This window comes from Streptomyces sp. NPDC002588, assembly GCF_040295925.1.
Lineage (GTDB): Bacteria > Actinomycetota > Actinomycetes > Streptomycetales > Streptomycetaceae > Streptomyces.
Map to the genome: position 1 here is coordinate 33384 of NZ_JBEOWF010000035.1, position 24240 is coordinate 57623.

The 24240-nt window shown below is 68.4% G+C and carries 36 protein-coding genes; 27 read left to right on the forward strand and 9 right to left on the reverse strand.

Annotation, left to right across the window (positions count from 1 at the left end):
• Positions 1-3 precede the first annotated feature (3 nt).
• From ABT057_RS33150 to ABT057_RS33160, 3 genes are all read right to left on the reverse strand, one after another.
• Positions 4-744, reverse strand: a complete 741-nt coding sequence (locus ABT057_RS33150; RefSeq protein WP_352347353.1) for a hypothetical protein — start codon at positions 742-744, stop codon at positions 4-6.
• Between the two features lie 110 nt (positions 745-854).
• A complete protein-coding gene (locus ABT057_RS33155; RefSeq protein ID WP_352347354.1) occupies positions 855-1253 on the reverse strand; it encodes a hypothetical protein in 399 nt (132 codons plus the stop codon).
• 204 nt (positions 1254-1457) lie between these two features.
• Complete coding sequence (locus ABT057_RS33160) at positions 1458-1673, reverse strand: hypothetical protein (protein ID WP_352347355.1); 216 nt, start codon at positions 1671-1673, stop codon at positions 1458-1460.
• Positions 1674-2074: 401 nt separating this feature from the next.
• Between ABT057_RS33160 and ABT057_RS33165 the strand changes: the two genes are divergently transcribed.
• On the forward strand, positions 2075-2866 hold the full coding sequence (locus ABT057_RS33165; RefSeq protein ID WP_352347356.1) for a hypothetical protein: 792 nt from the start codon (positions 2075-2077) through the stop codon (positions 2864-2866).
• Between the two features lie 31 nt (positions 2867-2897).
• Here ABT057_RS33165 and ABT057_RS33170 read toward each other — a convergent pair whose 3' ends face one another.
• The 5 genes from ABT057_RS33170 to ABT057_RS33190 all read right to left on the reverse strand — a co-directional run bounded on the left by ABT057_RS33170 (position 2898) and on the right by ABT057_RS33190 (position 5788).
• Positions 2898-3263, reverse strand: coding sequence for a hypothetical protein (locus ABT057_RS33170; RefSeq protein ID WP_352347419.1), 366 nt, complete (start codon positions 3261-3263; stop codon positions 2898-2900).
• A 65-nt stretch (positions 3264-3328) separates the two neighbouring features.
• Positions 3329-3619, reverse strand: a complete 291-nt coding sequence (locus tag ABT057_RS33175) for a hypothetical protein (protein ID WP_352347357.1) — start codon at positions 3617-3619, stop codon at positions 3329-3331.
• A gap of 91 nt (positions 3620-3710) precedes the next feature.
• Complete coding sequence (locus ABT057_RS33180; RefSeq protein WP_352347358.1) at positions 3711-4313, reverse strand: phage tail tube protein; 603 nt, start codon at positions 4311-4313, stop codon at positions 3711-3713.
• Between the two features lie 143 nt (positions 4314-4456).
• Positions 4457-4870 (reverse strand): hypothetical protein, encoded by a 414-nt coding sequence (locus ABT057_RS33185; protein WP_352347359.1) that lies wholly within the window; start codon positions 4868-4870, stop codon positions 4457-4459.
• Positions 4871-5272: 402 nt separating this feature from the next.
• Complete coding sequence (locus ABT057_RS33190; protein ID WP_352347360.1) at positions 5273-5788, reverse strand: helix-turn-helix domain-containing protein; 516 nt, start codon at positions 5786-5788, stop codon at positions 5273-5275.
• A gap of 220 nt (positions 5789-6008) precedes the next feature.
• Between ABT057_RS33190 and ABT057_RS33195 the strand changes: the two genes are divergently transcribed.
• From ABT057_RS33195 to ABT057_RS33210, 4 genes are all read left to right on the forward strand, one after another.
• Positions 6009-6365, forward strand: a complete 357-nt coding sequence (locus ABT057_RS33195) for a WhiB family transcriptional regulator (RefSeq protein ID WP_352347361.1) — start codon at positions 6009-6011, stop codon at positions 6363-6365.
• 127 nt (positions 6366-6492) lie between these two features.
• Positions 6493-7110 (forward strand): hypothetical protein, encoded by a 618-nt coding sequence (locus ABT057_RS33200; RefSeq protein WP_352347420.1) that lies wholly within the window; start codon positions 6493-6495, stop codon positions 7108-7110.
• The gene (locus tag ABT057_RS33205; RefSeq protein ID WP_352347362.1) at positions 7107-7319 is read left to right on the forward strand and encodes a MerR family transcriptional regulator; all 213 of its coding nucleotides are present in this window, start codon (positions 7107-7109) and stop codon (positions 7317-7319) included. The genes ABT057_RS33200 and ABT057_RS33205 overlap by 4 nt, the downstream gene beginning before the upstream one ends.
• 121 nt (positions 7320-7440) lie before the next feature.
• Positions 7441-7926 (forward strand): DUF1707 and DUF4190 domain-containing protein, encoded by a 486-nt coding sequence (locus tag ABT057_RS33210; protein WP_352347421.1) that lies wholly within the window; start codon positions 7441-7443, stop codon positions 7924-7926.
• 46 nt (positions 7927-7972) lie between these two features.
• Here the strand turns inward: ABT057_RS33210 and ABT057_RS33215 are convergent, their stop codons facing one another.
• Positions 7973-9250, reverse strand: coding sequence for a glycosyltransferase family 39 protein (locus ABT057_RS33215; protein ID WP_352347363.1), 1278 nt, complete (start codon positions 9248-9250; stop codon positions 7973-7975).
• A gap of 148 nt (positions 9251-9398) precedes the next feature.
• On the opposite strand from ABT057_RS33215, the gene ABT057_RS33220 reads away from it, so the two are divergent.
• From ABT057_RS33220 to ABT057_RS33325, 22 genes are all read left to right on the forward strand, one after another.
• Complete coding sequence (locus tag ABT057_RS33220) at positions 9399-10412, forward strand: glycosyltransferase family 2 protein (RefSeq protein WP_352347364.1); 1014 nt, start codon at positions 9399-9401, stop codon at positions 10410-10412.
• 264 nt (positions 10413-10676) lie between these two features.
• Positions 10677-11048, forward strand: coding sequence for a 30S ribosomal protein S12 (gene rpsL / locus ABT057_RS33225; protein WP_003948652.1), 372 nt, complete (start codon positions 10677-10679; stop codon positions 11046-11048).
• Positions 11049-11051: 3 nt separating this feature from the next.
• Positions 11052-11522 carry a 30S ribosomal protein S7 gene (gene rpsG / locus ABT057_RS33230; protein WP_030788318.1) on the forward strand — a complete coding sequence of 157 codons (471 nt, stop codon included), beginning with the start codon at positions 11052-11054 and terminating at the stop codon, positions 11520-11522.
• A 39-nt stretch (positions 11523-11561) separates the two neighbouring features.
• Positions 11562-13688 carry an elongation factor G gene (gene fusA, locus ABT057_RS33235; protein WP_352347365.1) on the forward strand — a complete coding sequence of 709 codons (2127 nt, stop codon included), beginning with the start codon at positions 11562-11564 and terminating at the stop codon, positions 13686-13688.
• A gap of 156 nt (positions 13689-13844) precedes the next feature.
• Complete coding sequence (gene tuf / locus ABT057_RS33240) at positions 13845-15038, forward strand: elongation factor Tu (protein ID WP_352347366.1); 1194 nt, start codon at positions 13845-13847, stop codon at positions 15036-15038.
• A gap of 176 nt (positions 15039-15214) precedes the next feature.
• Positions 15215-16348, forward strand: a complete 1134-nt coding sequence (locus ABT057_RS33245) for an acyltransferase family protein (protein WP_352347367.1) — start codon at positions 15215-15217, stop codon at positions 16346-16348.
• 30 nt (positions 16349-16378) lie between these two features.
• Positions 16379-16891, forward strand: a complete 513-nt coding sequence (locus ABT057_RS33250) for a hypothetical protein (RefSeq protein ID WP_352347368.1) — start codon at positions 16379-16381, stop codon at positions 16889-16891.
• 420 nt (positions 16892-17311) lie between these two features.
• On the forward strand, positions 17312-17620 hold the full coding sequence (gene rpsJ, locus ABT057_RS33255; protein ID WP_003948644.1) for a 30S ribosomal protein S10: 309 nt from the start codon (positions 17312-17314) through the stop codon (positions 17618-17620).
• A gap of 18 nt (positions 17621-17638) precedes the next feature.
• Positions 17639-18283: a 50S ribosomal protein L3 gene (rplC, locus tag ABT057_RS33260; protein WP_210572712.1), complete on the forward strand. Its 645-nt coding sequence runs from the start codon at positions 17639-17641 to the stop codon at positions 18281-18283.
• Positions 18284-18291: 8 nt separating this feature from the next.
• Positions 18292-18951, forward strand: coding sequence for a 50S ribosomal protein L4 (gene rplD / locus ABT057_RS33265; RefSeq protein ID WP_352347369.1), 660 nt, complete (start codon positions 18292-18294; stop codon positions 18949-18951).
• Positions 18951-19370, forward strand: coding sequence for a 50S ribosomal protein L23 (gene rplW, locus ABT057_RS33270; RefSeq protein WP_079660414.1), 420 nt, complete (start codon positions 18951-18953; stop codon positions 19368-19370). The genes rplD and rplW overlap by 1 nt, the downstream gene beginning before the upstream one ends.
• A 38-nt stretch (positions 19371-19408) precedes the next feature.
• The gene (gene rplB / locus ABT057_RS33275) at positions 19409-20245 is read left to right on the forward strand and encodes a 50S ribosomal protein L2 (RefSeq protein WP_352347370.1); all 837 of its coding nucleotides are present in this window, start codon (positions 19409-19411) and stop codon (positions 20243-20245) included.
• Positions 20246-20257: 12 nt separating this feature from the next.
• Positions 20258-20539 (forward strand): 30S ribosomal protein S19, encoded by a 282-nt coding sequence (rpsS, locus tag ABT057_RS33280; RefSeq protein ID WP_030782571.1) that lies wholly within the window; start codon positions 20258-20260, stop codon positions 20537-20539.
• Positions 20540-20580: 41 nt separating this feature from the next.
• Positions 20581-20928, forward strand: a complete 348-nt coding sequence (gene rplV, locus ABT057_RS33285; protein ID WP_030420835.1) for a 50S ribosomal protein L22 — start codon at positions 20581-20583, stop codon at positions 20926-20928.
• Entirely contained in the window at positions 20928-21755 is an 828-nt protein-coding gene (gene rpsC / locus ABT057_RS33290) for a 30S ribosomal protein S3 (protein WP_352347371.1), read from the forward strand. The genes rplV and rpsC overlap by 1 nt, the downstream gene beginning before the upstream one ends.
• 5 nt (positions 21756-21760) lie before the next feature.
• Positions 21761-22180, forward strand: a complete 420-nt coding sequence (gene rplP, locus ABT057_RS33295; RefSeq protein ID WP_030788270.1) for a 50S ribosomal protein L16 — start codon at positions 21761-21763, stop codon at positions 22178-22180.
• Positions 22180-22404, forward strand: coding sequence for a 50S ribosomal protein L29 (gene rpmC, locus ABT057_RS33300; protein WP_352347372.1), 225 nt, complete (start codon positions 22180-22182; stop codon positions 22402-22404). The genes rplP and rpmC overlap by 1 nt, the downstream gene beginning before the upstream one ends.
• Positions 22404-22691 carry a 30S ribosomal protein S17 gene (gene rpsQ, locus ABT057_RS33305; RefSeq protein ID WP_003992363.1) on the forward strand — a complete coding sequence of 96 codons (288 nt, stop codon included), beginning with the start codon at positions 22404-22406 and terminating at the stop codon, positions 22689-22691. Before rpmC ends, rpsQ begins: the two co-directional genes overlap by 1 nt.
• 97 nt (positions 22692-22788) lie before the next feature.
• Positions 22789-23157 carry a 50S ribosomal protein L14 gene (rplN, locus tag ABT057_RS33310; RefSeq protein ID WP_003998823.1) on the forward strand — a complete coding sequence of 123 codons (369 nt, stop codon included), beginning with the start codon at positions 22789-22791 and terminating at the stop codon, positions 23155-23157.
• 2 nt (positions 23158-23159) lie between these two features.
• Positions 23160-23483, forward strand: coding sequence for a 50S ribosomal protein L24 (gene rplX, locus ABT057_RS33315; protein WP_030039760.1), 324 nt, complete (start codon positions 23160-23162; stop codon positions 23481-23483).
• Entirely contained in the window at positions 23483-24040 is a 558-nt protein-coding gene (rplE, locus tag ABT057_RS33320) for a 50S ribosomal protein L5 (RefSeq protein ID WP_007494758.1), read from the forward strand. The genes rplX and rplE overlap by 1 nt, the downstream gene beginning before the upstream one ends.
• 5 nt (positions 24041-24045) lie before the next feature.
• Positions 24046-24231: a type Z 30S ribosomal protein S14 gene (locus ABT057_RS33325; protein WP_003956452.1), complete on the forward strand. Its 186-nt coding sequence runs from the start codon at positions 24046-24048 to the stop codon at positions 24229-24231.
• The last annotated feature ends 9 nt before the right edge of the window (positions 24232-24240 follow it).

Genomic DNA, 24240 nt, shown 5'->3' on the forward strand with positions numbered 1-24240 from the left:
GAATCAGTTGCCGACGGCTGCTTCCAGGTCCCTCACGCGCCGCGCCAACTCCTCGACGTCCTGGCCGGCCCGGGCGACGGCGGGGTCGTTCTTGATGCGGTCGCCCACGTCCTTGCCTTTCTTGATCCGGTTGTCGACCCATTGCCTCGTCGCCCACCGGTTGGCGTCGCCCACCTTCTTCTGCCTGTAGGTCTTCCGCATGTCGTCGAGTACGGTGATCTTGTCGCTCAGTTTCTCGACCGACTTGTGGACCAGGGAGACCTTGTCCTTCAGGTCGCCGACCTGCGTGCGGATCTCATTTGTTTCCCCCTGTTCCGCGGTACGGGTCTGTTCCGCGGTGGAGAAGCGCGCTTCCAGCTCCTTGAGTTCCTTGGCGGATGCCGAGGCCGTACCGAATTTGTTCTCCAGCTTGGACACCCATGGGAACTCGTAGATCTTCGCTCCCATGAAAGAGATGCCGGATTCATCGACCTTGAATGCGTCGAACGACGCCGTGGCGACGCTGACATCGACCTTTCCGGCCTGCTGGCTCCAGTAGAGGGACTGGCTCGACGCGGAGATGGAGGACGCGTCGGGGGCGGCGCCCAGGGCGACGGCCGGTGTGTCGAGGGCCTCCCCGGCTGATCCCCAGACCTTTCCGATGGCGCTTCCGAATTCCTCCAGCTTCTTCTTTGCTTCGTTGATGATCCCCGATACGTATTCGTTCACGGAGTTGATGGCCGGATCTTCCACGGGAGTGGACAAGTCTTTCTCCCTTCTCTTCCTGACTTCTTCCTTTTTCCACGCGCGACAAAGGGGCCGCCAGTGATATGGCGACCCCTTTGTGGGAGGTTGGACGGCGGTGCGGTATCGGCTTATCTGATGTCGGCCACCAGCCACTTTCCGTCTTTGTCGGAGAGGATCAGCGCGGTGATGCCGAGAGCGTTGTCACGGACGCCGACGTGCCCGAGTCCTCCGTCCCTCGCGAAGAATCTGGACTTGTAGGAGGACGCCAGACTGTTCCGCTCGGTGTCGTTCAGGGGGCCGACGAGTGCCGCGACGGCCTGGGGACAACTGTCCTTGCGCTGGTCCGCGGCGAGTTGGGACCGGGCAGTCCGGGTCATGTGGGCGCAGGCGTCCTCGCCCTTGTCTGCGGCCAGGTCCTTCAGGAACGCCCGGCCGGCGTTCTCCAGCGCATCGAGGCGGGCGCTGTTGTCACGGACGACGCCGAAGAGCCCCACCCCCGCGACCGCGACGAGCAGACCCATCGCCATGAGGATCAGCTTGCGTCCCTTCGCTTCTCTGCCCGTGCCGCTCACTGGTCCTCGTCCCCCTGCCGCACGAGCGTGTCCGCACCGGATGGCCGACTCTGGTGGAGAAGAGGCTAGGGCCTGTCCGGCGGCGCTGGGGAGGGAGGGAGCCGGATGCCAGGATGCGGTCCGTGCGGTTTCGGTCCGAAGGCTGCTCGTCGCCGGCTCCTACCGGTGGCGCCGCCGGTCCCTGCGAGCGCGCCGGGCCTCCGTCAGGGCGTCCGTCCAGCCGGCTGCGTAGGCGCGGGACTCCCGGGCGAGCAGTTCTTCGTACACCCGGTCGAGCAGTGCCTCGCGGTCGGGGGCCGTGGTGTGCAGGAGGTGGGCGAGGCGGGTGTAGGTGTCGATCGGCTGCTTCTGGGAGTTGCTCGTGCCAGTCGCCATGTCGGGCCTGCTTTCCGGTCTGTCCGCTGGTCTGTCCGGTGATCTGTGGTGCAGATGACGCTCCTGGGGTGTTCGAAGCGCCAGTTCGAACTAGTGTACGAGTTAACGCGTGGTGCCGTTCCGTGTTTGGCCAGGACTCTCCGTGATTTTGTGGTCCGGACCTGCGGCGATGCAGGGTGCGCCGAAAGTTGTGTCAGGTTCGTGGAGTAGGATCCGCCCGTTCGCCCGTCGGTGATGAAACGGTGAACTACAGGGCCCTGTAAGGGAACTGAGGGTCCGACAGACGACGGTGGACGGCGGCGGGGAGCCGTTCTCGCGCGGGGGCGCGCGAAGGGACAGGGGACGAGAGCAAGGCCAACGGGGTGGACGGCGACGCGAGCAACGCGCGAAACGATCATGCGATGGACTGGCTCGAACAGTCCGCCGATCTTCCGCATCTCATCGCCCGTCTCTCCGAACTCGTCCTGCGCCTCGGCATCCCGCCGGAGGACCTGGTGATCCTTCCGCGCGCCGAGCTCGACCGCCGCGAACTGGCCTCCTACAGCGCCGGCTGGGCCGACGTCGTGGCCGACCAGCTGCCCGCGATCCGCCGTGCCTACGAGGAACGGATCACCGCCGCCTACCTCCAGGGCCAGGAGGACGCCCGCACCGGCCGACGGCCGCGCCGCGCCCGGCGGGCGGAGAGCGAGCCCGGCGGTGAGGTGATCCAGCTGCCGTACGTCCAACTCCTGCGGCCGCCCTCCGAGGTGACGCTCGTCGAGCAGCGCGGGGAGCGGGAGCGGTCGGTGGCGGACGGCGGGTCCAGGCCGGCGCCGGCCCCCGCCCCGCCGCCGGGCAGGACGGGCGGCGCGGAACCGGAACCCGAACACGGCGCCGACCGGCAGCCCGAGGGACACGGCCCGGACGACTCCGCGAACGACATCCTGCTCTCCGCCCGCGAGGTGCGCGGGAAGCGGGCCGTCCCCGCGGAACGGGAACGCCGGCCGGTGGTCCGGCGCAACGGCAGACCCAGCGTGCCCCCGCTGGACACGGGCGCGGGCCGGGACAAGGGCCGCCGCACGGATCCGGCGGAACGCCCGCCGGAGGACCCCGCCGACTCCCGTGGCGAGGAACGCCCCCGTCTGTCGGACAAGGCGAGGGCCCTGGCGGACGAACTGGAGGGCCGGGCGGGCCATCGCCGCAGGGAGGACTGAGCGGCGGACGAGCGCGCGGCCGTCCCGTGCGTCAGCCGAAGAACCGGGCCAGCTGGAGCGCGGAGGGCGTGGAGCCGTCGTCGGGCTCCCGGGCCGCCTCGTCGTGAACGGCGGTCTTCTGCTCTGTCCCCGCCTCCGGCTCCTGTGCGTCTCCCGGACGCGGCACCGGCGCCGGTGGCTCCGGCTGTTCGCCCTCTTCCGAGTTGACCGCGGCGAACATCCAGTTGGCCGCCGCCAGATGGTCCACGGCCGCGGCCAGCAGATGGTCGGTCACCGACCAGTCGGCGGCCTCGCCGTGCAGATCGCGGTTGAGGGCGCTGTCGCGTGGGAGGTGCTTGACGAGCACCGCGAGCCGCCGCGCGGAGAGGCGGTCGCGGTGCCAGTCGAGCAGGTCGATGCCGTAGTAGCGGAGCAGGTCCGCCTCGAGGGCCTCGGCGTGTTCGTCGACGAACCCGACGAGGCTCAGCCTTCCCCCAGGCCGAGCCCGGTCTCCTTGCCGTAGGCCTCCAGGACCGCGGCGATGTCCTGCATGGTCACCTCGTGCCGCTCGAAGCGGGCGAACTGCTGCTCGCCCATGAGCAGCCCCAGCAGACCGTCCACGTCGTTGTCGTCGAGCTCCCGCAGCGCCTTCGCGGTGGCGCGGGTCAGCTCGGTGGGCAGGGTGAAACTCTCGCCGTCGAGCTCGAACGACCAGGTACGGCCGAGGGCTTCGAGGCGCTGGGCGCGGGCGGCGTTGACGTCGAAACGGGCCATGGTGATGGGTGCTCCTTGGGTCCGTGCAGCGGGGTGGGAGAGGAGGGGGCTCGGGGTGGGGCGGGTGCAGGGCCCGCCCCACCCCGAGGGGTCAGGACGCGGCGTACGCGGCGTCCTTCATCACGAAGCTGGCCAGCGCCGAACCGTCGGCGGCCGCCATCGCCGTGTAGGTGATGCCGAGCTGGGCCGGAGACTTGCGGGCCAGCTTGATGTCGTCCGCCGCCGTGACCTGGCCGCGCGGGATGCCGAAGCGGTAGGTCACGGTCGATCCGTCGCTGGCGCGGACGTCGGTGAACTCCAGGCCGAGGGCGCGCACGTCGGCGTACGGGCGGTCGGCGATGTCGTACTTGTAGACGCCCGTCGAGTTCGCCACGGCGTCGACCTGCCCGCCGCCCATGAAGAACGGCAGCGTGTCCTCGTTGAACTGCAGCAGCGAGAACTTCAGGGTCAGGTCGCGGTCCGAGTACACGAAGTGCACCGGGCTGACGGCCTGCCACACGTCGACCGGCTCCAGCTTGTCCTTCTTGCTGAAGGTGACGCCCTCGCCGTTGGTGAAGCCGAGGTTCTTCCAGCCGGTGGCCCAGTCGGTGGACGGGTCGGTGGAGAAGGTCGTCGGGACCTTCGTGTCGGCGGGGGCGACGTAGAGCCGGCCGACTCCGGCGATCCGGATCTCCGAGGAGTTGGTGCCTGCCATGGATGGTTCTCCTTATATAGGGGTGTTGGTGATGCGGGGTGCCGTATCCGGCGGTTCCGGGTACGGCGAAGGCCCCGCCGGCTCGGGGAGGCGAGGGGCGGGGCCTTCGGTCTGTGGGGTGGAACGTCCGTCGGTGGGGTCCGTCAGTAGACGTCCACGTACACCTTCATCACGGTCACGTAGCGGTTGGCCGCCGTGTAGAGGTAGTCGGGCAGCCAGCGCGGGCCGTCCTGTTCCTCCACCTCCGTGACGAGGTTCGTGCCGTACCGGTTGTTGGCCATCGCGAGTACGGCCTGACGGGCGTCGTTGGCCAGGACGTGTGCGGCCTGCTTGGTCGGGCCGTACACCTCGAGCTCGATCAGCGGCTGGTCGACGTGGAGTTCGCCGACCCAGGCTCCGCCGCGCCGGTTGACGAAGACGGCGGCGGCCGTGCCGTCGAAACCGGTCGGCGCCTGTACGGCGACGATCGCGCCGGAGAGCCTGGAGTCGTCCTCCAGGACGTCGACGATCATGGCCTCGACGTCGGGGAAGGCGCTCGGTGGAGTGGGTGTGGTCATGCCGGGTCACCTCGTGGCAGCGGTTGGGATGGCGTGCGGAGGCGGCGGGACGCGGTGAGCCGGTGTGCGGGCGCCCTGCGGGCACAGCTCCGCCGCTGCACCAACTGTGACAGAGGAGCGTGCGCGCACGCAACTAAATCGCCGAGGGAATTGCGCCGAGGGGCGCTGGAGGGGCGGAAGAGCGAGGTGGGGGCGGTGGTGCGGAGCGGGAAGGCGAGGGGAGTGGGGGGCTTGTGCGGGCTGTGGGGCGGCGTGGGGGAGCGGGGGGGGGGAGTGTCCTGCGCGAGATGTGCGCGGAGTGGGGCTGGTGGAACTGGTGGAGCGGTCTGCGGAGTCCTCGTCGCCTCGGCCCACAGGTGCACCCGTCGGCCCACGGGTGCCTGTCGGTGTCGGCTTCGGTCGTCAGACGGCGCCGGGTGACGCCGTCGTCGCGGCCTCCACCAGGATCCGTCCGCCGCCCTCGCGGCCCTGCTCGTGTTCCGGCCGGCCGGTGGTCTCGGCCTCTGCCTCGTTCGGCAGGAACTGCTCCACCACCCTGACGAACATCTCCCGCCGGTCCGCGGGGACGCCGAGCAGTTCGGCGACCTCCTCGAGGGTGGGCCGGCGGCCGAACTCCGCGCTGGGCGCGGGTGCGGCCAGGTATTCGTGCGGGTCGGCGAGTTCCTCGGCGGTCAGCCGGCCCGAGCGGATCAGCATGTCGCGGACCGGTACGCCGAGCACCCGCGCGAGGCGGCGGGTGGTCTCGAGGTCCGGCATGCTCTGGCGCTGCAGCAGGCGGGTGACGGCCGCGCGGTGCACGCCGGCCTCGTCCGCGATGCGGGACTTTCCGCCGCCGCGTGGACTGTCGATGTCGTAGCCGCGTTCGCGCATGAGGTCTTCGACCCACGCGGCGAACGCGTCCAGGTCCTGGGTGTTCATGTCTGCTCGCTTCCTTCGGGGGTGGCAAGAGTTTAGCTTGCTTGCGCGCACGGAATTACGTGCTCTCGTGCAAGCAATGAGGAAATTTCGCGCCCTTCGTGGAGGTTGAGGGAGGATCGCGGAGCGAGGGGATCCGAAATTCGTTGCGAGCGCGCACGCAATATGTAAGCTGGGGACGTTCACTTGGCACGGCTCGTTCACGAACCGACAGGGGGGTCCCATGTCCATGCCCGCAACCAGCTCCTGTCCACCACCATCACGCCCGGCCCACGTCCGTCCGCCCCGTCCCGCCGGCTGGCAGTCCGCGGCCGCCTGCGCCGGGCTCTCCCCACGGGTCGTCTTCTCGAAGAAACCCAGGGAAGCCGCCCCCGCGCTGCGGGCGTGCGCGGTGTGTCCCGTACGGAGCGCGTGCGCCGAGACCGTGGCGCCGGCCGACAACTGGTTCGACGGGGTGTGCGGCGGCCGCCTCTGGCGCTCCGGCCGCCCGGTGGCCGTACCGTCCCACCTCCTGCCCCCGGCCCTGGCCGCGGTCGCCGACCACCTTCCGCCCCGGGCCGGGGGAGGCGCCCGTGCCTGACCGCCGCCGCACCACCCCTGTGACCCCGGCGGCCCGCGCCGCGTCCACCGGGCGCACCCCCGCACCCGACGCCCAGGCCCCCCACCCCTCCCCGGGGGACACCCCCGCCGCGCGGGCCGCGCTCTGGATCGGCACGTTGGTCCAGCAGTTCCCCGAGCTCGCCGCGGAGCTCGTCCCGGGGCGCGCTTCGGCCACGGCGCGCCCCTCCGTGCCCGCGCCGCCTCCCGCCGGTCTCGCCGAGCGGTTACGGGAGGAGCGGGCGGAGGCCCTGCTGCTCCAGCAGCGGCACGGGCTCGTCGCCCCCGGCCACAGCGCCGCCCCCCTCCGTCTGCACGTCTCCGACACCATCCGCGACATCACCGACGGTGTCGTCGAACTCGAGGAGGCAGTCCGCGAGCGGCTCGGACTGCCCCGCGCGCGGCGCGCCCCCGTGCCCGAGCGGCTGCTCCGGATCGCCGCGCTGCTCGACGGGATCGCCGCGGATCCGGTGCTGGCCGCGCACGTGCGCGACGAGACGCGGCGGATGGCCCGCCGGTGCGCCCGTGCGCTGGGGGACACCGAGACCGTCGTACGGATCTCCGGCCGCTGCCCCTGGTGCGACTCGGTCTCCCTGCGCGCCTTCCCCGACCGCGCCGCGGTGCTCTGCGTCAACCCGGCCTGCCGCTGCCCCGACCCCGACTGCGGCTGCCACGACGATCCCGCCTACCGGCACACCTGGGACGAGGGGGAGTGGGAGCGGGCATGAGCGACGGGAACATCCCCGACCGGCCGACCCTGATCCCCGGTCCGCTCGCGGCGCGCGAGGTCGGCGTCGCCCCCGCCACCATCCGCAAATGGGTCCAGCTCGGCCGGCTGAAACCGGCCGGCAAGGCGGGCCGGGCCCAGCTCTTCCGGCTGGAGGACGTCTTCGCGGCCGAACGGGAGGCGCGTCGGCCGAACCGTGACCCGCGCTGACCGGGGGAACCATGGGCGGACACGGTGCGTTGAGAGATGATGGAGGCATTCAGCCGTCCGGGGGGAGGTGCCCGTGTCGTATCCGTCACCATGGCAGCCGCAAGGGCAGGGCGGGGCCTCGATGCTCGCCTCGCACGCGGACCGGGAGCGCGCAGTGGACGTGCTCAGGGCGGGTTTCAGCGAAGGCCGCCTGCAGCAGCCCGAGTTCGAGAAACGCGTGGCGCAGGCCTACCAGGCGCGCACGGTCGGCGAGTTGCAGATGGTCATCGCCGATCTGCCGCAGGGCCCCATGGCCGTCCAGCCGGCCCTCGCCGCACCCCCGGCCTTCGGGCCGCCCGTGCCGCGGACGTTCCTGCCCGCCCCGGCGCCGCCGACGAACGGCAAGGCGGTCGGCTCCATGGTCTGCGGCGTTCTGACGACCATGACCGCCGGCCTCACCGGCATCCCCGCGGTGATCCTCGGCCACAAGGCCCGCGCCGAGATCCGCCGCACCGGTGAGGGCGGCGAGGGGTTCGCGCTGGCCGGCCTCATCCTGGGCTGGCTGTCGGTGGCGGGCTGGGCGTTCTTCCTGATGATCCTCATGATGGCGTCGGTCTCCTCCACCTGACCGGCGCCGTCCGCCACGGTCGGCCCCCGTCCGTGGCCCCGCGTCCTTAGGGAATCCCCAGCTCGAAGATGACGTAGTGCGCGTACCAGCCCGAAGCGACCGACGCCGACACGAAGAAGACCGCCAGGCTCGGCCACTTCAGACGGCTCATCGCCGCCGCGGGGGCCAGCAGCAGGGGGAAGACGGGCAGCAGGTACCGGCCCGTGTTGCCGAACATCTGCTGCGTCCCCAGCACCGTCACGATCGACGCCAGCGCGTACGCGACCAGCACCAGCGGCGGCTTCTTCCGCAGCATCAGCGCCACCAGGAAGGGCAGCGCCAGCACGATCTGCACCCCGAGCAGATCGGGCACGGAGAAGGGGAACAGATAGTTGTTGTGGCCGACCGCCGTGTTGCCGAGGACGTCGAGGGTGTACTTGCCGAAGTCGAAGTAGTGCGCCCAGCCTTTGCGCTGGAGCGTGAAGTACGCGGTGAGGTCGCCCATGCTCAGCCCCACCCAGGCGATGTAGGTGAGCAGCCCGAGCGGCGCGGCGACCATGGCGTACACCGGCCCGGCGACGCCGTGTTCCCGCCGGCTCTCCCGCCGGGCCAGCGTCACCAGCGCGGCCAGTCCGACCGCCCCTATCAGCGCGGCGGACGTCGGCCGGTTCAGCCCGGCCAGGAAGGCGAGCAGTCCGGCCGCCACCCACCTCCGCTTCATCACGCAGTAGCAGCACCAGGCCGCGATGGCGACGAACACCGACTCCGAGTAGACCGCCCACTCCACGCCCGCGCCCGGCACCACGGCCCACAGCCCGGCCGCGATCGTGCCCGCCCGCACCCCCGCGAGCGCCGAGACCACGGCGTAGATACCGGCCACGGCCACGAACGAGGCCAGCACGGACACCAGGATCGCGGAGCCGAACAGACTCAGCCCGGAGATCTCGGAGACGCCCCGGATCAGCCCGGGATAGAGCGGGAAGTAGGCGACCGAGTTCTGCTGCACGGTGAACAGGCCGCCGGGGGCCAGCGGTTCGAGGGGGCGCGGGTCGTAGCCCTTCTCGGCGACCTGGAGGTACCACCAGCCGTCCCAGGTGCCGAGCACGTCCCACCAGTGGGCGCCGCCGCCGAACCGCGGGTTCTTCTTCTGGTAGTCGTCGGCCTGTTCGAGGAGCACGGCGAAGACGGTCAGGCCGACGAGTTTCGTCACGCCGTACAGGAGTATCGGGGGGAGGTACGGTCGTAGACCGTCAGGCAGCGCGAGCCGTCGGCGTCCCGACGGCTGCTCCCCGTGCCCCTCGGGTATGGCGGAGTCCGTCGCCGCGTCCTTGCGGGCCGTGGTCATGACTGGGGTCCCCCCTGGAGCGACCGTCCGGGGCGGCGCCGCGGGCGGAGTCGTTCGTCCGGATGATCGTGAAGCGTGGTCGGAAGAGCGTGGTCATAAGATCGCAACAGCGTCGCACATGTGCGCCACAGGTTAAGGGGAGGGCGGGATGACGGACACGTCGGACGCCGTGGCCGGGGCGAGGGTGCTGTCGGTCGTCATACCCATGTTCAACGAGGAAGAGGTCCTTCCGTCCCTGGTCAGTCGGTTGCGCCCGGTCCTCGCCGACCTGGACACGCCCTACGAGGTCGTCGCCGTCGACGACGGCTCCACCGACCGCACCGCGGAACTGCTCGCCGCCTTCCGGCTGGGCTGGCCCGAACTGCGCGTCATCGGCCTGCGCCGCAACTCCGGCCACCAGGCCGCCCTCACCGCCGGCCTGGACCGTGCCCTCGGCGCCTACGTCGTCAGCATCGACGCCGACCTCCAGGACCCGCCCGAGAAGATCCCCGAGATGCTCGCCCTGGCACAGCGGGAGCGGCTCGACATCGTCTACGGCATCCGCGCCGACCGCGCCAGCGACACCGGCTTCAAGCGGTGGACGGCGGGGATCTACTACCGGCTCGTGCGCCGGCTCGCCGGGCCCTCCGTCCCGGCCCAGGCCGGTGACTTCAGGCTGCTCAGCCGGGCCGCCGTGGACGCCCTCAAGGCCCTGCCGGACCAGCAGCGCGTCTACCGGCTCCTCGTGCCCTGGCTCGGCTTCCCGAGCGGGCAGGTGACGTACGAGCGGGCTCCCCGGCCGGCCGGGCAGAGCAAGTACCCCCTCGGCCGGATGATCCGCCTGGCCGTGGACAGTGTCACCGGCTTCTCCGCGGCGCCCCTGCGCATCGCCACCTGGCTCGGCGGCTTCGCCTTCCTGGTCTGCCTGGGGCTGATGGCGTACACGCTGAGCGCCCACGCCTTCGACCACACGGTGCCGGGATGGACCTCCCTGTTCACCGGCGTCCTGTTCATCGGCGCGGTGCAGTTGATCTGCGTGGGGCTGCTCGGCGAGTACGTCGGCCGTATCTACACCGCCGTGCAGAACCGCCCGACCTACTTCGTCGGGCACGACACCGCCGTTCAGCAGGCAGGGGACGCGGAGAACGCCCTACCACACCAGCGATCCGGTTCGCATACGTAACCGCGGTGTGTCGGGCGCGCTGCTTCTGTTTTGACCGGAGTGATTGAGCTGGGTACGCTCAGACCTTGTGCCTGGGGTGTGCCCTGGCTCTTGTGCGTGCCTTCGACCGCACCGGGGCAAAGAGCGGCCACCGTGATCTGCGCTTCTTTTTCTGCCCGGCGGCTGCCTGGCGGCGGAAGTCCGCGGGATTCGACACACCCGACCGCGTGGGTCGGCGACGTTCCAGGTTAGCTTCACCATCGGCACACAGAAACCGGAGAAGTAGTGCCTACGATCCAGCAGCTGGTCCGGAAGGGCCGGCAGGACAAGGTCGAGAAGAACAAGACGCCCGCACTCGAGGGTTCCCCTCAGCGTCGTGGCGTCTGCACGCGTGTGTTCACGACCACCCCGAAGAAGCCGAACTCGGCCCTGCGTAAGGTCGCGCGTGTGCGTCTGACCAGCGGGATCGAGGTCACCGCTTACATTCCGGGTGAGGGACACAACCTGCAGGAGCACTCCATCGTGCTCGTGCGTGGCGGCCGTGTGAAGGACCTGCCGGGTGTTCGCTACAAGATCATCCGCGGCTCCCTCGACACCCAGGGTGTCAAGAACCGCAAGCAGGCCCGCAGCCGCTACGGCGCCAAGAAGGAGAAGTAAGAAATGCCTCGTAAGGGCCCTGCCCCGAAGCGCCCGGTCATCATCGACCCGGTCTACGGTTCTCCTCTTGTCACGTCGCTCATCAACAAGGTGCTGCTGAACGGCAAGCGCTCCACCGCCGAGCGCATCGTCTACGGCGCCATGGAGGGCCTGCGCGAGAAGACCGGCAACGACCCGGTCATCACGCTGAAGCGCGCTCTCGAGAACATCAAGCCGACCATCGAGGTCAAGTCCCGCCGTGTCGGTGGCGCGACCTACCAGGTCCCGGTCGAGGTCAAGCCCGGCCGCGCCAGCACGCTCGCGCTGCGCTGGCTCGTCGGTTACTCCCGCGCCCGTCGCGAGAAGACCATGACCGAGCGTCTGCTCAACGAGCTTCTCGACGCCTCCAACGGCCTCGGTGCCGCTGTGAAGAAGCGCGAGGACACCCACAAGATGGCCGAGTCCAACAAGGCCTTCGCGCACTACCGCTGGTAGTCGCTACCCACATCGAGACCGAGAGAAGACGAAAGCCTTATGGCTACCACTTCACTTGACCTGGCCAAGGTCCGCAACATCGGGATCATGGCCCACATCGACGCGGGCAAGACGACCACCACCGAGCGGATCCTGTTCTACACCGGCGTTTCCTACAAGATCGGTGAGGTCCACGACGGCGCTGCCACCATGGACTGGATGGAGCAGGAGCAGGAGCGTGGCATCACGATCACCTCTGCTGCCACCACCTGTCACTGGCCGCTGGCCGACGTCGACCACACCATCAACATCATCGACACCCCGGGCCACGTCGACTTCACCGTCGAGGTGGAGCGTTCCCTGCGTGTGCTCGACGGTGCCGTGACGGTGTTCGACGGCGTGGCCGGCGTCGAGCCCCAGTCCGAGACGGTGTGGCGTCAGGCGGACCGCTACGGCGTCCCGCGCATCTGCTTCGTCAACAAGCTCGACCGGACCGGTGCCGAGTTCCACCGCTGCGTCGACATGATCAGCGACCGTCTTGGCGCGCAGCCGCTCGTCATGCAGCTGCCGATCGGTGCCGAGGCCGACTTCAAGGGCGTCGTCGACCTCGTCACGATGAAGGCGTTCGTCTGGTCCGCCGAGGCCACCAAGGGCGAGATGTACGACATCGTCGACATCCCGGACACCCACACCGAGGCTGCCGAGGAGTACCGCGGCAAGCTCGTCGAGGCCGTGGCCGAGAACGACGAAGAGATCATGGAGCTGTACCTGGAGGGCGAGGAGCCTTCCGTGGAGCAGCTGTACGCCGCGATCCGTCGCATCACCATCGCGTCCGGCAAGTCCAAGGACACCACGGTCACCCCGGTGTTCTGCGGAACCGCGTTCAAGAACAAGGGTGTTCAGCCCCTGCTCGACGCGGTCGTGCGCTACCTCCCCTCCCCGCTCGACGTCGAGGCCATCGAGGGCCACGCCGTGAACGACCCGGAGGAGATCGTCAAGCGCAAGCCGTCCGAGGACGAGCCGCTGTCCGCCCTCGCGTTCAAGATCATGAGCGACCCGCACCTCGGCAAGCTCACCTTCGTCCGGGTCTACTCGGGCCGCCTGGAGTCCGGCACCGCCGTGCTGAACTCCGTCAAGGGCAAGAAGGAGCGCATCGGCAAGATCTACCGCATGCACGCGAACAAGCGTGAGGAGATCGCGGCGGTCGGCGCCGGCGACATCGTCGCCGTCATGGGTCTGAAGCAGACCACGACCGGTGAGACGCTGTGCGACGACAAGTCGCCGGTGATCCTGGAGTCCATGGACTTCCCGGCGCCGGTCATCCAGGTCGCCATCGAGCCCAAGTCCAAGGGCGACCAGGAGAAGCTGGGCATCGCGATCCAGCGCCTGGCCGAGGAGGACCCGTCGTTCCAGGTCCACTCGGACGAGGAGACCGGCCAGACCATCATCGGTGGCATGGGCGAGCTGCACCTTGAGGTGCTGGTCGACCGTATGCGCCGTGAGTTCAAGGTCGAGGCCAACGTCGGCAAGCCGCAGGTCGCCTACCGCGAGACCATCCGCAAGGCGGTCGACCGGGTCGACTACACGCACAAGAAGCAGACTGGTGGTACCGGCCAGTTCGCCAAGGTGCAGATCGCGATCGAGCCGATCGAGGGCGGCGACGCGTCCTACGAGTTCGTGAACAAGGTCACCGGTGGCCGTATCCCGAAGGAGTACATCCCTTCGGTGGACGCCGGTGCGCAGGAGGCCATGCAGTTCGGCATCCTGGCCGGCTACGAGATGACGGGCGTCCGCGTCACGCTTCTCGACGGCGGCTACCACGAGGTCGACTCCTCCGAACTCGCGTTCAAGATCGCCGGTTCGCAGGCCTTCAAGGAGGCCGCGCGCAAGGCCAGCCCCGTGCTGCTCGAGCCGATGATGGCCGTCGAGGTCACCACGCCCGAGGACTACATGGGTGAGGTCATCGGCGACATCAACTCCCGCCGTGGTCAGATCCAGGCCATGGAGGAGCGGGCCGGTGCCCGCGTCGTGAAGGGCCTCGTGCCCCTGTCGGAGATGTTCGGCTACGTCGGCGACCTCCGCAGCAAGACGTCGGGTCGCGCAAGCTACTCGATGCAGTTCGACTCCTACGCCGAGGTTCCCCGGAACGTCGCCGAGGAGATCATCGCGAAGGCCAAGGGCGAGTAACGCACCGCGCTACGACGCTTTAGGCTTGACCCTGGAGCCTCACGGGTCGTTCCTCCGCATTCGTGGCGGAATGACCCGGGGCCCGGGACTTAACAGCAAAGATCACCTGGCGCCGACGATCCAAGGCGTACAGAACCACTCCACAGGAGGACCCCAGTGGCGAAGGCGAAGTTCGAGCGGACTAAGCCGCACGTCAACATCGGCACCATCGGTCACATCGACCACGGTAAGACGACCCTCACGGCCGCCATTACCAAGGTGCTGCACGACGCGTACCCGGACCTGAACGAGGCGACCGCGTTCGACAACATCGACAAGGCGCCCGAGGAGCGTCAGCGCGGTATCACCATCTCCATCGCGCACGTCGAGTACCAGACGGAGACCCGTCACTACGCGCACGTCGACTGCCCGGGTCACGCGGACTACATCAAGAACATGATCACCGGTGCCGCGCAGATGGACGGCGCGATCCTCGTGGTCGCCGCCACCGACGGCCCGATGCCGCAGACCAAGGAGCACGTGCTCCTGGCCCGCCAGGTCGGCGTTCCGTACATCGTCGTCGCCCTGAACAAGGCCGACATGGTGGACGACGAGGAGATCCTGGAGCTCGTCGAGCTCGAGGTCCGTGAGCTCCTCTCCGAGTACGAGTTCCCGGGCGACGACCTGCCGGTCGTCCGCGTCTCCGCGCTGAAGGCGCTCGAGGGCGACGCCGAGTGGACCCAGTCCGTGCTCGACCTCATGAACGCCGTCGACACCTCCATCCCGGAGCCCGAGCGTGACGTCGACAAGCCGTTCCTGATGCCGATCGAGGACGTCTTCACGATCACCGGTCGCGGTACGGTCGTCACCGGCCGTATCGAGCGTGGTGTCCTGAAGGTCAACGAGACCGTCGACATCATCGGCATCAAGACCGAGAAGACCACCACCACGGTCACCGGTATCGAGATGTTCCGCAAGCTGCTCGACGAGGGCCAGGCCGGTGAGAACGTCGGTCTGCTGCTCCGCGGCATCAAGCGCGAGGACGTCGAGCGCGGCCAGGTCATCATCAAGCCCGGTTCGGTCACCCCGCACACCGAGTTCGAGGCCCAGGCCTACATCCTGTCGAAGGACGAGGGTGGTCGTCACACCCCCTTCTTCAACAACTACCGTCCGCAGTTCTACTTCCGTACGACGGACGTGACCGGCGTCGTGACCCTCCCCGAGGGCACCGAGATGGTCATGCCGGGTGACAACACCGAGATGAAGGTGGAGCTCATCCAGCCCGTCGCCATGGAAGAGGGCCTGAAGTTCGCCATCCGTGAGGGTGGCCGCACGGTCGGTGCCGGCCAGGTCATCAAGATCAACAAGTGATCTCGGCCCGGTAGCTCTCCGAAGGGGCCCGTACGACTCCGGTCGTGCGGGCCTTTTCGCGTTCCCCGGCCCGCGAGGAGCGCAAGTCGTCGCACAGATGTGCTGAGGGTGAATCGTTGACGAACGTTGCCATGCGCTACCCCTGACGCGCCTGTGCCGGCCCTAGCCTGACGACGATGTCTGGCCTCCCTCTCATACAAACCGCACAGCTGCTCCCCGCACCCACCGCGGTCTCCCCGCCCCGCCGTGAGCGGCGCCCCCGCCTCTACGCCCTGGACGGCATCCGGCTGCTCGCCGCCCTGATGGTCGCGGTCCACCACTTCGCCGGCACCCGCCGCGTGAACCAGCCGGGCAACCTGATCTGGGGCCGCCCGGTGTCGGACATCATGCCGACGGTGTTCCATGTGGCGAACTACGGCTGGATCGGCGTCGAGATCTTCTTCGTGATCAGCGGCTTCGTGATCTGCATGTCGTGCTGGGGCCGGACACCGCGTCAGTTCTTCGTGTCGCGGGTGATCCGCCTCTACCCGGCCTACTGGTTCGCGGTGCTGTTCACGACGGCCGCGCTGACGGCGCTGCCGGGTGTGTGGGAACGGCTTGCCCCGAGGGACGTCCTGCTCAACCTGACGATGCTGCAGTCCGGTTCGGGCGTGCAGAACGTGGACGGCGTGTACTGGACGCTGTGGTCCGAACTCCGCTTCTACCTGCTGTTCCTGGTCGTGGTCGGGATGGGCCTGACCTACCGCCGGGTGGTGGTGTTCTGCTGCGTCTGGGGCGCGGCGGCCATGCTGGCCCCGGTGGCGAAGTGGCCCCTCCTCGAACTGATCGCCGACCCGGAGGCGTCCTGGTACTTCATCGCGGGCCTCGCCCTGTACCTGATGCACCGCTTCGGCCAGGACCTGCTCCTGTGGGGCATCCTCGGCATGTCCTGGCTGATGGGCCAGAAGGAGATCGGCACGCGGATCGACGAGGTCGAGCACGTGGGCAGCTGGCGGGGCGCGGTCCTCGTCTTCACCGTGTTCCTGGGCGTGATGATCGCGGTCGCCGTCGGCTGGACCGACCGCGTCCAGTGGCGCTGGCTGGTGACGGCGGGCAGCCTGACGTATCCCCTCTACCTGCTGCACTACGCGGCCGGTACGGCGGTCATCAACCGCCTGCGCGACGAGATGGACGCACGGCTGCTGGTCGCGGTGGTACTGGCCGGCTTCCTGCTGCTGAGCTGGGCCGTCCACCGGTTCGTGGAACGGCCGCTCGCGGGCGCGGTGAAGCGGGGTCTGGACGGGGCGTTCTCCCGGCTGCGGGACGGGTAGGGGCGCGCCCGCCGCCGGTAGGTTGATCTCATGGGACTCTTCGACAGGCTGACCGGAACCAGGCGCCCCGCGGACGGCGTAGCTCCGCTGTCCGCCGTCGAGGTCCACGCGGCTCTGCTCGGCCTCAACCGTGACGACGTCCCCTACGCCGTCCGCGACGGCCGTGCGGAGGGGGCCGACCTGGTGGCCGCGTGGCGCGTCCTCGACCCCGCCTGGCGGACCTTCTTCGCCCGCACCCAGGTGAGCCGTGTGTTCCAGGTCCGGATGCGTCTGGTCCCGGAGAAGCACGAGGTCCGCTCCCTCGACCAGCAGTACGAGGTCACGTGGGTCGGCGGCGTGCCCAGGCTGGCCGTCGTGGCCGATGCCCGGCGGGGCCAGGTGTACACGGTCTCGAAAAGCCGGACTCTCGGCGGGGGAGGGGACGGCGGTCCGGAGGCGACCGAGACGTTCGCCTTCGACACCTCTGACCTGAAGACCCCGCTGCGGGACACCGTCCTGGGTGCGGGGTGGACCTGGCGCGGAGTCATCACCGGCAGACTCTGAGACAGGCCGGTTGTTTGACCTACGTCACCCTCGGGGTATTCTCTCCGGCTCGATTGGCGGAGTCCCTGCCCCGTATGGCAGACTAGCGGGGTTGCTCGGTCGAGTGTTGATGCTGCGCGCCTCCCGTCGGGGGGACCGGAAGCGAGTCCCACAGTACTCGTCGCCCTAACTGCCGCGAGGCAGCGCTGGGGCGGACGTACGGGAATCTTTCGGGAAGTGCGGTGCTGCACCGGCCAGGCACCCGGTGGGCCTCTAGCCCCCGGCTTGCGGTTCAGGTGGGCCGTGTGCATTCCCGCAGGGATGTTCGAACAAGGGACATCTTTGTCAGTGGGAGCGCGACACGCCCGACCGCGTGGGTCGGAGGACAAGGCGGAATCACCGGGTTCCGGAGCGTACGAGAGACAGGACTACTGAGTAGCCATGGCGGGACAGAAGATCCGCATCCGGCTCAAGGCCTACGACCACGAGGTCATCGACTCCTCGGCGAAGAAGATCGTCGAGACGGTGACCCGCACTGGTGCGTCGGTCGCAGGCCCGGTGCCGCTGCCCACTGAGAAGAACGTGTACTGCGTCATCAAGTCGCCGCACAAGTACAAGGACTCGCGCGAGCACTTCGAGATGCGCACGCACAAGCGCCTCATCGACATCCTCGACCCCACCCCCAAGACCGTTGACTCTCTGATGCGACTCGACCTCCCGGCCGGTGTCGACATCGAGATCAAGCTCTGAGGGCCGGTGATCTGAGAGATGACCAAGCAGATCAAGGGCATCCTGGGCGAGAAGCTCGGCATGACGCAGGTGTGGGACGAGAACAACCGTGTTGTTCCGGTCACCGTCGTCAAGGCCGGCCCGAACGTCGTCACCCAGGTGCGCACGAACGACAGTGACGGCTACGAGTCGGTCCAGATCGCCTTCGGCGAGATCGACCCGCGCAAGGTGAACAAGCCCCTCAAGGGTCACTTCGCCAAGGCCGACGTCACCCCCCGTCGCCACCTCGTCGAGATCCGCACCGCGGACGCCTCCGAGTACACGCTGGGCCAGGAGATCACCGCCGAGGTGTTCGAGGCCGGCATCAAGGTCGACGTGACCGGCAAGAGCAAGGGCAAGGGCTTCGCCGGTGTCATGAAGCGTCACAACTTCAAGGGCCTCGGCGCCGGTCACGGCACCCAGCGCAAGCACCGCTCGCCCGGTTCCATCGGTGGCTGCGCCACCCCGGGCCGCGTGTTCAAGGGCCTCCGCATGGCGGGTCGCATGGGCAACGAGCGTGTCACCACCCAGAACCTGACCGTCCACGCCGTTGACGCGGAGAAGGGTCTGCTGCTCATCAAGGGCGCGGTTCCCGGTCCGAACGGCGGCCTCGTCCTGGTCCGCACCGCGGCCAAGGGGGCCTGAGGTAACCGATGAGCACTGTTGACATCCTTTCGCCTGCCGGCGAGAAGACCGGTAGCGTCGAGCTCCCCGCGGAGATCTTCGGCGTGGAGAAGGTCAGCATCCCGCTGATCCACCAGGTCGTCGTCGCGCAGAACGCGGCTGCCCGCCAGGGCACGCACAAGACCAAGACCCGCGGTGAAGTCCGTGGTGGCGGTAAGAAGCCTTACCGGCAGAAGGGCACCGGCCGCGCCCGTCAGGGCTCGACCCGCGCGCCGCAGTTCGCCGGCGGTGGCGTCGTCCACGGCCCGCAGCCGCGTGACTACTCGCAGCGGACCCCGAAGAAGATGAAGGCCGCCGCTCTGCGTCACGCCCTCACCGACCGGGCCCGCCACAACCGCATCCACGTCGTCACCGGCGTGATCGAGGGCGAGACCCCCTCCACCAAGTCCGCTCGGACGCTGTTCGGCAAGATCTCGGAGCGCAAGAACCTGCTCCTGGTCGTCGAGCGCGCCGACGAGGCCGCGTGGCTGTCCGCCCGCAACCTGCCCCAGGTGCACATCCTGGAGCCGGGCCAGCTGAACACGTACGACGTGATCGTCTCGGACGATGTGGTCTTCACCCAGGCCGCCCTGGAGTCCTTCGTGTCCGGCCCGAACAAGGCCAACGACACCGAAGGGAGCGAAGCCTGATGGCCACGCGTCACCCGAGCATCGCCGCCAAGGCCGCCAAGGCTGCCAAGGCCGCGCGCGTCGCCAAGGCGAAGCGCCACGCCACCGAGGGCAAGAACACCGTCGTCACCGCGCCCAGCAAGGCGTACACGGACCCCCGTGACGTGCTGCTGAAGCCGGTCGTTTCGGAGAAGAGCTACGCGCTCCTCGACGAGAACAAGTACACGTTCATCGTCGACCCGAACGCCAACAAGACCCAGATCAAGCAGGCCGTCCAGGCGGTCTTCTCGGTCAAGGTCACCGGGGTCAACACGATCAACCGCATCGGTAAGCGCAAGCGCACCAAGACCGGTTTCGGTCAGCGCGCGGCCACCAAGCGCGCGATCGTGACCCTCGCCGAGGGCGACCGTATCGACATCTTCGGCGGTCCGACCGCGTAAGCGGGTCGGATCGTCCGATATCGGACGAGGACTGAGAAATGGGTATCCGCAAGTACAAGCCGACTACGCCGGGCCGTCGTGGCGCCAGCGTCGCCGACTTCGTCGAGGTCACGCGGTCCACGCCGGAGAAGTCGCTGGTCCGCCCCCTGCACAGCAAGGGCGGCCGTAACAATTCCGGTCGTGTGACCGTTCGCCACCAGGGTGGCGGACACAAGCGCGCCTACCGAGTGATCGACTTCCGTCGTCACGACAAGGACGGCGTGCCGGCGAAGGTCGCGCACATCGAGTACGACCCCAACCGCACCGCGCGCATCGCGCTGCTGCACTACGCCGACGGCGAGAAGCGCTACATCCTCGCCCCGCGCAACCTGCAGCAGGGTGACCGCGTCGAGAACGGCCCCGCGGCCGACATCAAGCCGGGCAACAACCTGGCGCTCCGCAACATCCCGGTCGGTACCACGATCCACGCGATCGAGCTCCGTCCCGGTGGCGGTGCCAAGTTCGCCCGCTCCGCCGGTGCCTCCGTGCAGCTGCTCGCGAAGGAGGGCTCGATGGCCCACCTCCGCATGCCGTCCGGTGAGATCCGCCTGGTCGACCAGCGCTGCCGCGCCACGGTCGGCGAGGTCGGCAACGCCGAGCAGAGCAACATCAACTGGGGCAAGGCGGGCCGCAAGCGCTGGCTGGGCGTTCGCCCGACCGTCCGCGGTGTCGCGATGAACCCGGTCGACCACCCGCACGGTGGTGGTGAGGGCAAGACCTCCGGTGGTCGCCACCCGGTCTCCCCGTGGGGTCAGAAGGAGGGTCGTACTCGTTCGCCGAAGAAGGCTTCGAACAAGTACATCGTCCGCCGCCGCAAGACGAACAAGAAGCGCTAGGAGCGGGTTTAGATGCCGCGCAGTCTCAAGAAGGGGCCCTTCGTCGACGACCACCTCGTAAAGAAGGTGGACGCCCAGAACGAAGCCGGCACCAAGAACGTCATCAAGACCTGGTCCCGTCGCTCGATGATCATCCCCAGCATGCTGGGCCACACGATCGCGGTGCACAACGGCAAGACCCACATTCCGGTGTTTGTCACCGAGTCGATGGTCGGCCACAAGCTCGGCGAGTTCTCGCCGACGCGCACCTTCCGGGGTCACGTCAAGGACGACCGGAAGTCGAAGCGCCGCTAACGCGGGGTGGAATGACCATGACAGACACTGGAAGGACAACCATGGAAGCCAGGGCCCAGGCGCGGTACATCCGCGTCACGCCCATGAAGGCCCGCCGCGTGGTGGACCTCATCCGTGGCATGGATGCCGCGGAGGCTCAGGCGGTCCTGCGTTTCGCCCCGCAGGCCGCGAGCGTGCCGGTCGGCAAGGTGCTGGACAGCGCCATCGCCAACGCCGCGCACAACTACGACCACACCGATGTCGACAGCCTCTTCATCTCCGAGGCGTACGTCGACGAGGGTCCGACCCTGAAGCGGTTCCGTCCGCGTGCCCAGGGCCGTGCCTACCGGATCCGCAAGCGGACCAGCCACATCACCGTGGTCGTCAGCAGCAAGGAAGGAACCCGGTAATGGGCCAGAAGGTTAACCCGCATGGGTTCCGGCTCGGCATCACCACGGACTTCAAGTCCCGCTGGTACGCCGACAAGTCGTACAAGGACTACGTCAAGGAAGACGTCGCCATCCGTCGGATGATGACGTCCGGCATGGAGCGCGCCGGCATCTCGAAGGTGGAGATCGAGCGCACCCGTGACCGTGTCCGCGTGGACATCCACACCGCGCGTCCGGGCATCGTCATCGGCCGCCGCGGCGCCGAGGCCGACCGTATCCGCGGCGACCTGGAGAAGCTGACCAAGAAGCAGGTCCAGCTCAACATCCTCGAGGTCAAGAACCCGGAGACGGACGCTCAGCTGGTGGCCCAGGCCGTCGCCGAGCAGCTCTCCTCCCGCGTCTCCTTCCGTCGTGCCATGCGTAAGAGCATGCAGTCGGCGATGAAGGCGGGCGCCAAGGGCATCAAGATCCAGTGCGGTGGCCGCCTCGGCGGCGCCGAGATGTCCCGCTCGGAGTTCTACCGCGAGGGCCGTGTGCCCCTGCACACGCTCCGCGCGAACGTGGACTACGGCTTCTTCGAGGCCAAGACGACCTTCGGCCGCATCGGTGTGAAGGTCTGGATCTACAAGGGCGACGTCAAGAACATCGCCGAGGTCCGCGCCGAGAACGCCGCTGCCCGCGCCGGCAACCGCCCGGCCCGTGGCGGCGCCGACCGCCCGGCCCGTGGTGGCCGCGGTGGCGAGCGTGGCGGTCGCGGTCGTAAGCCGCAGCAGGCTCCGGCTGCCGAGGCCCCCAAGGCCGACGCTCCCGCCGCCGCTCCGGCTGAGAGCACCGGAACGGAGGCCTGACCGAAATGCTGATCCCCCGTAGGGTCAAGCACCGCAAGCAGCACCACCCGAAGCGCCGCGGCGAGGCCAAGGGCGGTACGACGGTTGCGTTCGGTGAGTACGGCATCCAGGCCCTCACTCCGGCGTACGTGACCAACCGCCAGATCGAGGCGGCCCGTATCGCGATGACCCGCCACATCAAGCGTGGCGGCAAGGTCTGGATCAACATCTACCCGGACCGCCCGCTGACCAAGAAGCCCGCCGAGACCCGCATGGGTTCCGGTAAGGGTTCGCCGGAGTGGTGGATCGCGAACGTGCACCCGGGCCGGGTCATGTTCGAGCTGTCCTACCCGAACGAGAAGATCGCCCGTGAGGCGCTGACCCGTGCGGCCCACAAGCTGCCGATGAAGTGCCGGATCGTCAAGCGCGAGGCAGGTGAAGCGTGATGTCGGTCGGTACCAAGGCGTCCGAGCTGCGCGAACTGGGTGACGAGGAGCTTCTGGCGAAGCTCCGCGAAGCCAAGGAAGAGCTGTTCAACCTCCGCTTCCAGGCGGCGACGGGCCAGCTCGAGAACCACGGCCGGCTCAAGGCCGTCCGTAAGGACATCGCGCGGATCTACACCCTGATGCGTGAGCGCGAGCTGGGCATCGAGACGGTGGAGAGCGCCTGATGAGTGAGAGCAACGTGACTGAGCAGACCGCAGAGGCGCGCGGCTTCCGCAAGACCCGTGAGGGTCTGGTCGTCAGCGACAAGATGGACAAGACCGTCGTCGTCGCCGTCGAGGACCGCGTCAAGCACGCGCTGTACGGCAAGGTCATCCGCCGTACGAACAAGCTCAAGGCGCACGACGAGCAGAACGCCGCCGGCGTCGGCGACCGCGTCCTCCTGATGGAGACCCGGCCGCTGTCCGCCACGAAGCGCTGGCGCGTCGTCGAGATCCTCGAGAAGGCCAAGTAATTTCCTGCGAGGCATCCCTCGCAGGACAGTTCCGCCAGGCTCCGGGGGCCGTCACTGAACGGCCCCCGGGGAACCGGCAGACAAACAGGAGATAGACGTGATCCAGCAGGAGTCGCGACTGCGTGTCGCCGACAACACTGGTGCGAAGGAGATCCTTTGCATCCGTGTGCTCGGTGGCTCCGGTCGCCGCTACGCGGGCATCGGTGACGTCATCGTCGCCACCGTCAAGGACGCGATCCCCGGTGGCAACGTGAAGAAGGGTGACGTCGTCAAGGCGGTCATCGTTCGCACCGTCAAGGAGCGCCGCCGTCCGGACGGCTCGTACATCCGCTTCGACGAGAACGCCGCCGTCATTCTGAAGAACGACGGCGACCCTCGCGGCACCCGCATCTTCGGCCCGGTCGGGCGCGAGCTGCGCGAGAAGAAGTTCATGAAGATCATCTCGCTGGCTCCGGAGGTGCTGTAAGCATGAAGATCAAGAAGGGCGACCTGGTCCAGGTCATCACCGGCAAGGACAAGGGCAAGCAGGGCAAGGTCATCGCGGCCTTCCCCCGCGAGGACCGCGTCCTGGTCGAGGGTGTCAACCGGGTCAAGAAGCACACGAAGGCCGGTCCGACCGCCAAGGGCTCCCAGGCCGGCGGCATCGTGACCACCGAGGCCCCGATCCACGTGTCCAACGTTCAGCTGGTCGTGGAGAAGGACGGCAACAAGGTCGTCACGCGTGTCGGTTACCGCTTCGACGACGAGGGCAACAAGATCCGCGTTGCCAAGCGGACGGGTGAGGACATCTGATGGCTACCACCACCACTCCGCGTCTCAAGACGAAGTACCGCGAGGAGATCGCGGGCAAGCTGCGTGACGAGTTCAAGTACGAGAACGTCATGCAGATCCCCGGCCTCGTCAAGATCGTGGTCAACATGGGTGTGGGCGACGCCGCCCGCGACTCCAAGCTGATCGAGGGCGCCATCCGCGACCTCACCACGATCACCGGTCAGAAGCCGGCCGTCACCAAGGCCCGCAAGTCCATCGCGCAGTTCAAGCTGCGTGAGGGCCAGCCGATCGGTGCCCACGTCACGCTCCGTGGCGACCGCATGTGGGAGTTCCTGGACCGCACCCTGTCGCTCGCGCTCCCGCGCATCCGCGACTTCCGCGGCCTGTCCCCCAAGCAGTTCGACGGCCGTGGCAACTACACCTTCGGTCTCACGGAGCAGGTCATGTTCCACGAGATCGACCAGGACAAGATCGACCGTGTCCGGGGTATGGACATCACCGTGGTCACCACGGCGACCAACGACGCTGAGGGCCGCGCGCTCCTTCGTCACCTCGGCTTCCCCTTCAAGGAGGCGTGAGCGAGATGGCGAAGAAGGCTCTGATCGCTAAGGCTGCTCGCAAGCCCAAGTTCGGTGTGCGCGCATACACCCGCTGCCAGCGCTGCGGTCGTCCGCACTCCGTGTACCGCAAGTTCGGCCTGTGCCGCGTGTGCCTTCGTGAGATGGCTCACCGTGGCGAGCTGCCGGGCGTGACCAAGAGCTCCTGGTAAATCCCTTAT

Excerpts from the sequence above, each read along its gene's own strand:
- ABT057_RS33325 (WP_003956452.1), top strand. The coding sequence starts at position 24,046 with ATGGCGAAGAAGGCTCTGATCGCTAAGGCTGCTCGCAAGCCCAAGTTC.
- ABT057_RS33160 (WP_352347355.1), bottom strand. The coding sequence starts at position 1,673 with ATGGCGACTGGCACGAGCAACTCCCAGAAGCAGCCGATCGACACCTAC.
- ABT057_RS33190 (WP_352347360.1), bottom strand. The coding sequence starts at position 5,788 with ATGAACACCCAGGACCTGGACGCGTTCGCCGCGTGGGTCGAAGACCTC.
- rplP (WP_030788270.1), top strand. The coding sequence starts at position 21,761 with ATGCTGATCCCCCGTAGGGTCAAGCACCGCAAGCAGCACCACCCGAAG.
- rpsQ (WP_003992363.1), top strand. The coding sequence starts at position 22,404 with ATGAGTGAGAGCAACGTGACTGAGCAGACCGCAGAGGCGCGCGGCTTC.
- rplD (WP_352347369.1), top strand. The coding sequence starts at position 18,292 with ATGAGCACTGTTGACATCCTTTCGCCTGCCGGCGAGAAGACCGGTAGC.
- rpsG (WP_030788318.1), top strand. The coding sequence starts at position 11,052 with ATGCCTCGTAAGGGCCCTGCCCCGAAGCGCCCGGTCATCATCGACCCG.
- rplE (WP_007494758.1), top strand. The coding sequence starts at position 23,483 with ATGGCTACCACCACCACTCCGCGTCTCAAGACGAAGTACCGCGAGGAG.
- rpsC (WP_352347371.1), top strand. The coding sequence starts at position 20,928 with ATGGGCCAGAAGGTTAACCCGCATGGGTTCCGGCTCGGCATCACCACG.
- rpsS (WP_030782571.1), top strand. The coding sequence starts at position 20,258 with ATGCCGCGCAGTCTCAAGAAGGGGCCCTTCGTCGACGACCACCTCGTA.
- rpmC (WP_352347372.1), top strand. The coding sequence starts at position 22,180 with ATGTCGGTCGGTACCAAGGCGTCCGAGCTGCGCGAACTGGGTGACGAG.
- ABT057_RS33250 (WP_352347368.1), top strand. The coding sequence starts at position 16,379 with ATGGGACTCTTCGACAGGCTGACCGGAACCAGGCGCCCCGCGGACGGC.
- rplC (WP_210572712.1), top strand. The coding sequence starts at position 17,639 with ATGACCAAGCAGATCAAGGGCATCCTGGGCGAGAAGCTCGGCATGACG.
- rplV (WP_030420835.1), top strand. The coding sequence starts at position 20,581 with ATGGAAGCCAGGGCCCAGGCGCGGTACATCCGCGTCACGCCCATGAAG.
- ABT057_RS33210 (WP_352347421.1), top strand. The coding sequence starts at position 7,441 with ATGCTCGCCTCGCACGCGGACCGGGAGCGCGCAGTGGACGTGCTCAGG.
- ABT057_RS33195 (WP_352347361.1), top strand. The coding sequence starts at position 6,009 with ATGTCCATGCCCGCAACCAGCTCCTGTCCACCACCATCACGCCCGGCC.
- ABT057_RS33245 (WP_352347367.1), top strand. The coding sequence starts at position 15,215 with ATGTCTGGCCTCCCTCTCATACAAACCGCACAGCTGCTCCCCGCACCC.
- ABT057_RS33205 (WP_352347362.1), top strand. The coding sequence starts at position 7,107 with ATGAGCGACGGGAACATCCCCGACCGGCCGACCCTGATCCCCGGTCCG.
- ABT057_RS33155 (WP_352347354.1), bottom strand. The coding sequence starts at position 1,253 with ATGGCGATGGGTCTGCTCGTCGCGGTCGCGGGGGTGGGGCTCTTCGGC.
- ABT057_RS33165 (WP_352347356.1), top strand. The coding sequence starts at position 2,075 with ATGGACTGGCTCGAACAGTCCGCCGATCTTCCGCATCTCATCGCCCGT.
- ABT057_RS33185 (WP_352347359.1), bottom strand. The coding sequence starts at position 4,870 with ATGACCACACCCACTCCACCGAGCGCCTTCCCCGACGTCGAGGCCATG.
- ABT057_RS33220 (WP_352347364.1), top strand. The coding sequence starts at position 9,399 with ATGACGGACACGTCGGACGCCGTGGCCGGGGCGAGGGTGCTGTCGGTC.
- fusA (WP_352347365.1), top strand. The coding sequence starts at position 11,562 with ATGGCTACCACTTCACTTGACCTGGCCAAGGTCCGCAACATCGGGATC.
- rpsJ (WP_003948644.1), top strand. The coding sequence starts at position 17,312 with ATGGCGGGACAGAAGATCCGCATCCGGCTCAAGGCCTACGACCACGAG.
- rplW (WP_079660414.1), top strand. The coding sequence starts at position 18,951 with ATGGCCACGCGTCACCCGAGCATCGCCGCCAAGGCCGCCAAGGCTGCC.
- ABT057_RS33215 (WP_352347363.1), bottom strand. The coding sequence starts at position 9,250 with ATGACCACGGCCCGCAAGGACGCGGCGACGGACTCCGCCATACCCGAG.
- rplX (WP_030039760.1), top strand. The coding sequence starts at position 23,160 with ATGAAGATCAAGAAGGGCGACCTGGTCCAGGTCATCACCGGCAAGGAC.
- ABT057_RS33175 (WP_352347357.1), bottom strand. The coding sequence starts at position 3,619 with ATGGCCCGTTTCGACGTCAACGCCGCCCGCGCCCAGCGCCTCGAAGCC.
- ABT057_RS33180 (WP_352347358.1), bottom strand. The coding sequence starts at position 4,313 with ATGGCAGGCACCAACTCCTCGGAGATCCGGATCGCCGGAGTCGGCCGG.
- rplB (WP_352347370.1), top strand. The coding sequence starts at position 19,409 with ATGGGTATCCGCAAGTACAAGCCGACTACGCCGGGCCGTCGTGGCGCC.